Annotated in this window: 6 protein-coding genes; 1 reads left to right on the top strand and 5 read right to left on the bottom strand. The window is 63.6% G+C overall.

From position 1 onward, the window contains the following. Positions 1-26: 26 nt before the first annotated feature. The 5 genes from ABUA09_RS16320 to ABUA09_RS16300 all read right to left on the bottom strand — a co-directional run bounded on the left by ABUA09_RS16320 (position 27) and on the right by ABUA09_RS16300 (position 4,636). Positions 27-482, bottom strand: a complete 456-nt coding sequence (locus ABUA09_RS16320) for a CBS domain-containing protein (RefSeq protein WP_058116841.1) — start codon at positions 480-482, stop codon at positions 27-29. 47 nt (positions 483-529) lie between these two features. Beyond that, entirely contained in the window at positions 530-1,381 is an 852-nt protein-coding gene (locus ABUA09_RS16315) for an epoxyqueuosine reductase (RefSeq protein WP_227151703.1), read from the bottom strand. 94 nt (positions 1,382-1,475) lie between these two features. After that, the gene (locus ABUA09_RS16310) at positions 1,476-3,617 is read right to left on the bottom strand and encodes a polyribonucleotide nucleotidyltransferase (RefSeq protein WP_058116843.1); all 2,142 of its coding nucleotides are present in this window, start codon (positions 3,615-3,617) and stop codon (positions 1,476-1,478) included. Positions 3,618-3,808: 191 nt separating this feature from the next. Then, positions 3,809-4,075: a 30S ribosomal protein S15 gene (gene rpsO / locus ABUA09_RS16305; RefSeq protein ID WP_033118406.1), complete on the bottom strand. Its 267-nt coding sequence runs from the start codon at positions 4,073-4,075 to the stop codon at positions 3,809-3,811. Between the two features lie 237 nt (positions 4,076-4,312). Continuing rightward, positions 4,313-4,636: a hypothetical protein gene (locus ABUA09_RS16300; protein WP_058116844.1), complete on the bottom strand. Its 324-nt coding sequence runs from the start codon at positions 4,634-4,636 to the stop codon at positions 4,313-4,315. Positions 4,637-4,880: 244 nt separating this feature from the next. Here ABUA09_RS16300 and ABUA09_RS16295 point away from each other — a divergent pair, with 244 nt between their 5' ends. Further along, positions 4,881-7,073 (top strand): S-layer homology domain-containing protein, encoded by a 2,193-nt coding sequence (locus tag ABUA09_RS16295; RefSeq protein WP_349949530.1) that lies wholly within the window; start codon positions 4,881-4,883, stop codon positions 7,071-7,073. The last annotated feature ends 65 nt before the right edge of the window (positions 7,074-7,138 follow it).

Raw genomic sequence — 7,138 nt, 5'->3', positions numbered from 1 at the left:
TCCCAAAAAGGAACGGCAGGGATGTCTCAGTCCCGCTCCGGCTGGTGGAGGCCCCGGGTCCGCTGGATGTTCTCGGAGATTTCCGAGAGGGCTTCCCCCGCTTCCATCTCGCAGGCGCCGCACTTGGCCAGGTCGCCCAGGGAGACCATTCCCACCACCTTGCCCGCCTCCAGCACAGGGAGCCGGCGCACCTGCTTCACCGCCATCATCCGGGCGGCCTCCGCCGCGTCATCATCCGGGGAGACCACGGCACAGTTCCGGGACATGATGTCCTTGATCTGGACCTTGTGGGGGTCCTCCTCCGCGGCGACGCACCGGGTCACGATGTCCCGGTCGGTGACGATGCCCCTCAGGCCGCCGTCCTCGCCGCACACCGGGAGGGAGCCCAGGTTGTGACGGCTGAGGAGGCGGGCCGCCAGGGAGGCCGACTCCGCCGGCGTGATGGAGACCACACTCTGATTCATGAGATCGCGTACTTGCATAGTAAAACACCGCCTTTCGGGGATAGTTTCCACGAAGGGCGGCATTTTTATACGGACGGACCGTTTCGGCCCTCGCGCTCTTTCAAACGCAGATTCCGCAGCAGTACGCCCGGGCCCCGCCAAGTGAAGGCCCGGAGCGGATATTTTTCCTGGAACTGCCGGCGGGTCAGATGATCCACATCCGTTGTCCCCAGGGTGTGGATCAAATTGGTGCGGAATTCCGGGAGGGGGGAAAGGGGCACGTCCCGGTTATAGGGGCACGCCCGCTGACATGCGTCACAGCCCCAGACCAGACCGTGACCGCGCAGGCGAGCCTCCTCTTCCGCTGTCAGCGCACCTTTTTTCTGGGTCAGGGCCGAGAGACAGCGGTCAGGGTCCAGGCCGTTGGGGCCCAATGCGCCGGCGGGACAGGCCGCAGTGCATTTGCCGCAGTCCATGCACGCCGGAGCGGGAACGGGAGCACTCTCCAGAGGCAGATCGGTGAGGATGGCGCCCAAAAAGAGCCAGGTGCCCCAGGGGGGCAGAATCGTAAGGGTGTTCCTGCCCCGAAGGCCCAGTCCAGCCAAGGCTGCGCAGAGCTGTTCCGGAAGAGGGGAGTTGTCCACAAGAGGTGCAAAACAGCGGCCCGGATGGGAAGGGCGCAGGGCGGCGCACACCCGGTCCAGCCTCCGGGCCACGGCGGCGTGGTAATCCTCGCCCCGGGCGTAGAGGGAGAGATTTCCCGGCGCCTCGCCCGGGAAATAGGGAAAGGCGGCCACATAGATCCCGGCGGGGGCAGGGCACAGCGCCTCCGCCCGCGCCAGCGCGGGGGCATCCATATGAGGGCGCACATCTTCATAGGCGCAGGTCCCCCAGGCCGCGGCTCCCGCGGCGGCAAACCAGGCATCCGGTCCCGTCAAGGCAAGCCCCTCCTCTCCGCAACACCATAGAAATCGGGTGGAAAAAGGACCGGGCGAGCTTTCGCCCGCCCGGTCGGCAGTTTTGACGCTTCTCTTACTTCTTCAGGCCGGGGTTCTCCTTGATGGCCTTAAGGGCATCCTTATAGGAGAGATTGACGCGGCCCTTCTCGTCGATCTCGGTGACCTTGACCCAGATCATGTCGCCGATGTTGACCACATCCTCCACCTTCTCCACCCGGCGGTCGGAGAGCTTGGAGATATGGACCATGCCGTCCTTGCCGGGCGCCAGTTCCACAAAGGCGCCGAAGGGCAGGATGCGGACCACCTTGCCGTAATAGAGCTGGCCCACCTCGGGGACAAAGACGATGGTCTCGATGGTCTTTTTGGCGGCGTCGCAGGACTCGCGGTTCACGCCGGCAATATAGATGGTGCCGTCGTCCTCGATATCGATCTTGGCGCCGGTATCGGCGCAGATCTTTTGGATGACCTTGCCGCCGGAGCCGATGACCTCGCGGATCTTGTCCACGTCGATCTTCATCTTCACCATCTTGGGAGCGGTCTCGGCCACGTCGGGACGGGGCGCGCTGATACAGGGCAGCATGACCTCGTCCAGAATGGCGTAGCGAGCGTCCTTGGTGATCTCCAGCGCCTCTTTGATGATGGCATGGCTGAGGCCGTCGTTTTTGATGTCCATCTGGATGGCGGTGATACCGGCCTTGGTGCCGGCCACCTTGAAGTCCATCTCACCGTGGAAATCCTCTACGCCCTGGATGTCGATGAAGGTGGTAAAGCCGCCGTCGTCATCCTGAATGAGGCCGCAGGAGATGCCGGCCACCGGGGCAGAGATGGGCACGCCGGCATCCATCAGCGCCAGGGTGGAGCCGCAGATGGAGCCCTGGGAGGTGGAGCCGTTGGAGCTCAGGACCTCGGAGACCACGCGAATGGCGTAGGGGAACTCCTCCACAGGGGGGATGACGGGCTCCAGCGCCCGCTCAGCCAGGGCGCCATGCCCCTTCTCGCGGCGGTTGGTGGAGCGGGCGCCGCGGGCCTCGCCGGTAGAATAGGCGGGGAAGTTGTAGTGGTGCATGTACCGCTTCTCCTCTTCCTCCCAGATGGTATCCAGCTTCTGGGCGGCGGAGAGGGTGTTCAGCGTACAGATGGAGAGGACCTGGGTCTGGCCACGGGTGAAGAGGCCGGAGCCGTGGACCCGGGGCAGTACGCCCACCTCGGCCCCCAGGGGACGGATCTCGTTCTTGGCGCGCCCGTCCACGCGGTGGCCCTCCAGAAGCCAGGCCTTGACGATCTTCTTCTGGAACTTGTAGGTGATCTCCTCCAGGTACTTGTCCATCTCGGGATAGTCCTCCAGGAAGAGCTCGTGCCAGTGGTCGATGAGCTTGTTCCAACGCTCCTCGCGGATGTTCTTGTCGTCGGTGTCCATGGCGGCCTTGGCCTCGTCCATGGTGGCGGCAACGATCTTGTCGAAGAGCTCCTGATCAAAGTCGGCGTGGTCATAGGTCATGGTGGGCTTGCCGATCTCAGCGGTGATGGTCCGGATGAGCGCCACCTGCTTTTTGATCTCCTCGTGGGCCTTCACGATGGCGTCATACATGATATCGTCGGGCAGCTCCTTGGCGCCGGCCTCGATCATGATGACCTTCTGCTCGGTGGCGGCCACGGTGAGGTCCAGCTTGGAGGCGTGCTTCTGCTCCTGATTGGGGTTGAGGACGATCTGGCCGTCCACATAGCCCACCTCCAGGCAGCCGATGGGGCCGGCCCAGGGAATCTCGGAGTAGGAGAGGCAGGCGGACACGCCGATCATGGCGGTCACCTCGGGAGAGCAGTCGTAGTCCACGCTCATGACGGTGCATGTCACCACCACGTCGTTGCGGAAGTCATAGGGGAAGAGGGGGCGGATGGAGCGGTCGATGACGCGGCTGGCCAGTACCGCAGGCAGAGAGGGCTGGCCCTCGCGGCGCATAAACGAGCCGGGGATGCGGCCCACGGCGTAGAGCTTCTCCTCAAAATCCACGCTCAGGGGGAAGAAGTCCACGCCGTCACGGGGACGGGGCGCGACGGTGACGGCCACCAGTACGGTGGTCTCGCCATAGGTGACCATGGCGGACGCGCTGGCCAGCTCGGCCACCTTGCCCACGTCGATGGTCAGCGGGCGGCCGCACAGGTCCATCTTGTAGACCTTGTGGTTGGGAAACTGCTTGTGAGTGATGACGGTTGACATGCGGAGTCCTCCTATTCTGTTTTGGAAGCTGCACACCAAGAGCCGTCGCGATTTTTAGCATTTGAAGCCGGGTCCGTCCTCCGGGCCCAGGTTCAACTGCTAAAAAAGCGTGGTTGGCTCTGGTGCGCGCGATTTGCGGCACATGGGAAGAAGGGGCGGCGCAGTGTCCCGCGCCACCCCTGTTCACATACTTACTTACGGATGCCCAGCTTGGCGATAATGGCGCGGTAACGCTCCACGTCCTTCTTGGCCAGATAGTCCAGCATCTTGCGGCGCTTACCGACCATCTTCAGCAGCCCGCGGCGGCTGTGGTTGTCGTGGGTGTGGATCTTCAGGTGCTCAGTGAGCTCCTGGATGCGGGCGGTGAGAATGGCGATCTGCACCTCGGGGGAGCCGGTGTCAGTGGGATGGGTGCGGTTGGCCTCGATCACGGCCGTCTTTTCGTCTTTACGGATCATGGGGAGATTCCACCTTTCTTTTTTGCTGCCCATGGAGCTGCGTAACGGGCGGGTGAAGCCCCCGCATGAGAGCGGGCAGTGTCCCGAAACGAGGCCGCAGGGCGTCTATACACGCTTTACGTGCTTTAGTAGATTATCATATTCTGGGTGCAAAGTAAAGAAAAAATTCCTGGATCAAGGCAAAAATTTACGGGGCCGCAACCTCTTGCGGCCCCGCAGCGGGAAATTTGACATGCTTTACAGGTGCAGGAACCCGATCACGGCGCTCACCGTCAGGACCACGATGGCCGCACTGGCGCAGAAGTCCAGGGCCAGGGCGGCACGGCGGAGCCGTCTCCCAGTGCGGCGGGCGCGCCGCTGGGCGGGGCTCTCCTCCGGCACAAGCCGCAGCACCGTTCCCGTGCGCGGGGGCGCCTCCGCCTCAAACGCCGGGGAGCCCTCCGGCGCCGGGCTCCAGTTCCCTCCGGACACCGCCGCGAGCTTTTGGCGGTACGCCGCCAGGTCCACCAGGTTTCCCTCATGACGGATGAAATTGCTCGTCTCATAGTAAATGGTCTGCATACCGCGATCCCTCCCACTGCTGATAGATCCAGCATAGCCGTTCTGCTATCCCATAAAACGGACTTTTCAACCTTTCTATATCAAATAGACGAGTTTGCTTGCGTTTTTGTTGCACAGAACTTTTGTTCGAGTTCATAATACAACAAACGTTCGATAAAAGTCAAGCAAAATTTTTGAAACATTTTCCCTCCACGAATCGTCTACACTATTTAGAAGGGAAAAAGCAACAAAGGAGGAAATCTGAATGAAAAAAGCACTGTCCCTGGTACTGGCGCTGTCCCTGCTGCTGGCGCTGGCGCTGCCTGCGGCGGCGGAGGAAGGCGCCGAGGCGCGGCTGAGCGCCGTGACCCTGGCGGTAAAGGAGACCCTGGATCTGGACACCGACGCCTACAGCGATTTCAGCGGCTACCCGGAGGAGAATGCGCTGGCCCCGCTCTGGTACCTTGACTGGTACGGCGATGGGGGCAGCCTCAGCGTCACCGCGGGGGAGGACGGCCGCATCCTCAGCTACTTCCGACATGACGCCGCCGAGTATTGGGACCGGGGCTTCCAGAATCCATCCTTCCCAGAGGGCGGGCGGGACGGGGCCCAAAAGGCCGCTCAGGCCTTCCTGGACAAGGTCCTGGCCGCCAATGAGACCGTGGTGTTCCGGGAGGACGAGGGGGAATCCCTGAACCAGTCCTCCTATTATTTCCGGGGGATCATCTGCCTCAACGGCGTACCTTCCCCTCTGGGCATGCGCATCGAGGTCCGGGCGGCGGACAACTGCGTGATGAATTTCCGGCGGGACGATCTGGCCAGCAGCTACATCGGGACCGTACCCTCCGGGCAGGCCGACGTCTCCGCCCAGCGGGCGGGGGAGCTCCTCAAGGAGCTGCTCACCATGCGCCTGGAGTACAGCCTGAATGAGGACGGCAGGACCGCCTCCCTGCGCTATCTCCCCAACAGCCGGGACGACTGCTATGTGGACGCCCACACCGGAGAGCTGGTGAACCTGACGGAGAAGCGGCGGGCGCTTGCCGACGGCGACAAGTTCTATGGGTATGCCGAAGAAATGTCCGCCAATACGGCCGCGGACGCGGGCGGCGGGGCCTTCCTCACTGAGGTGGAGCAGAGCGGCGTGGAGAAGCTCTCCGGCGTTCTGTCCGCAAAGGCCCTGGATCAAAAGGTGCGGGCCGTCTCAGAACTGGGGCTGGAGACCTATACCCTGGCCGAATCCCGGTTTTACCTGGAGACCGCCATCGCGGACGGCGGCACGGACACCGGGGACGTCTTTGCCCAGCTCACCTATGGAAAACAGGATGGTGAGGGTGGCATCTGGCAAAAATGCGTGACGGTGGACGCCCGCACCGGGGAACTGGAGAGCCTTTGGAGCGGCGGGCCCTGGAATGAGACCCTGCCCCGGACCGTGGACCGCACGGCGGCCCGGGAGAAGGCGGAGGCGTTCCTGACGCGTTACTGGGGCGAGGACTTCGCCCGGTGCGCCGATTACGATAACAGCGCCCTCTATGGCGGGGATGTCCCGGCGGAGGACGTCACTACCACGGAGTGGTATTTCATCTATGCCCGCCAGGAGAACGGCTACTTTTTCCCGGACGATCAGTTCAGCGTGTCCATCAGTGCGCTGGATGGCTCCGTGAGCGGCTTCCAGCGCCGGGAGATCCCGGGGGTGACCTTTGAGAGCGCCGAGGGCCTGGTGTCCGCATCCGACGCGCTGGACGCTTGGTTCGGCACCTTTACAGTGGATCTGAGGTATCTGGCGGTCCCCGTGGAGCTGGACCTCTCCAGGCCGGAATATCAGCCCCTGGCCGCCCTGGGCGGGAGCTGGTTCAGCGCCCTGGAGCTGGGCTGGAGCCTCACCCCCGACTACGACGTCCAGGGCGTGGACGCCAAGACCGGCCAGGTCATCCGCAGCGAGCCCTGGTCCTGGAGCGGGCTTACCTACGACGATCTGGAGGGGAGCTGGGCCCGAACACAGATCGAGACGCTGGCCCGCTATCAGGTGGGCTTTGACGGCGGCTCCTTTGCGCCGGGAAAGACCCTGGTCCAGAAGGACATGGTGGCGCTGCTCCTGAGCATGCAGGGCTACCGCTACGACCCCGAAGACCTGGAGGGGGCCCAGGCGGACGACCTCTATCGCAGCGCCTACCGTATGGGAATCCTCACGCCCGAAGCGCGCAGCGATGACAAGATCCTCACCCGGGGCGAAACGGTCAAGCTGCTGCTGGACAGCGCCGGCTATGGCCCCATCGCCCGTTTCCAGGGCATCTACAGATGCTCTTACGCCGATGAGGCGTCCATTCCCGCGGCATATTACGGCTATGCCGCCCTGGCCCAGGGGCTGGGCGTGATCCAGGGGGACGGCGGCGCCTTCGCCGCCGGACGGACCGCCACGCGGGCGGAGGCCGCGGCGATGATCTATAACCTGCTCAGCTAACGGGGACCCAGACCCTGGGGCCAATGCGGGCAAGACAAAACGAGGCCGGCGCGCCATCCGCATGG

The organism is Intestinimonas sp. RTP31139st1_F5_RTP31139_211217, from assembly GCF_040226735.1.
GTDB classification, from domain to species: Bacteria; Bacillota; Clostridia; order Oscillospirales; family Oscillospiraceae; genus Intestinimonas; species Intestinimonas butyriciproducens.
This window is presented reverse-complemented; position numbering and strand designations above follow the sequence as displayed.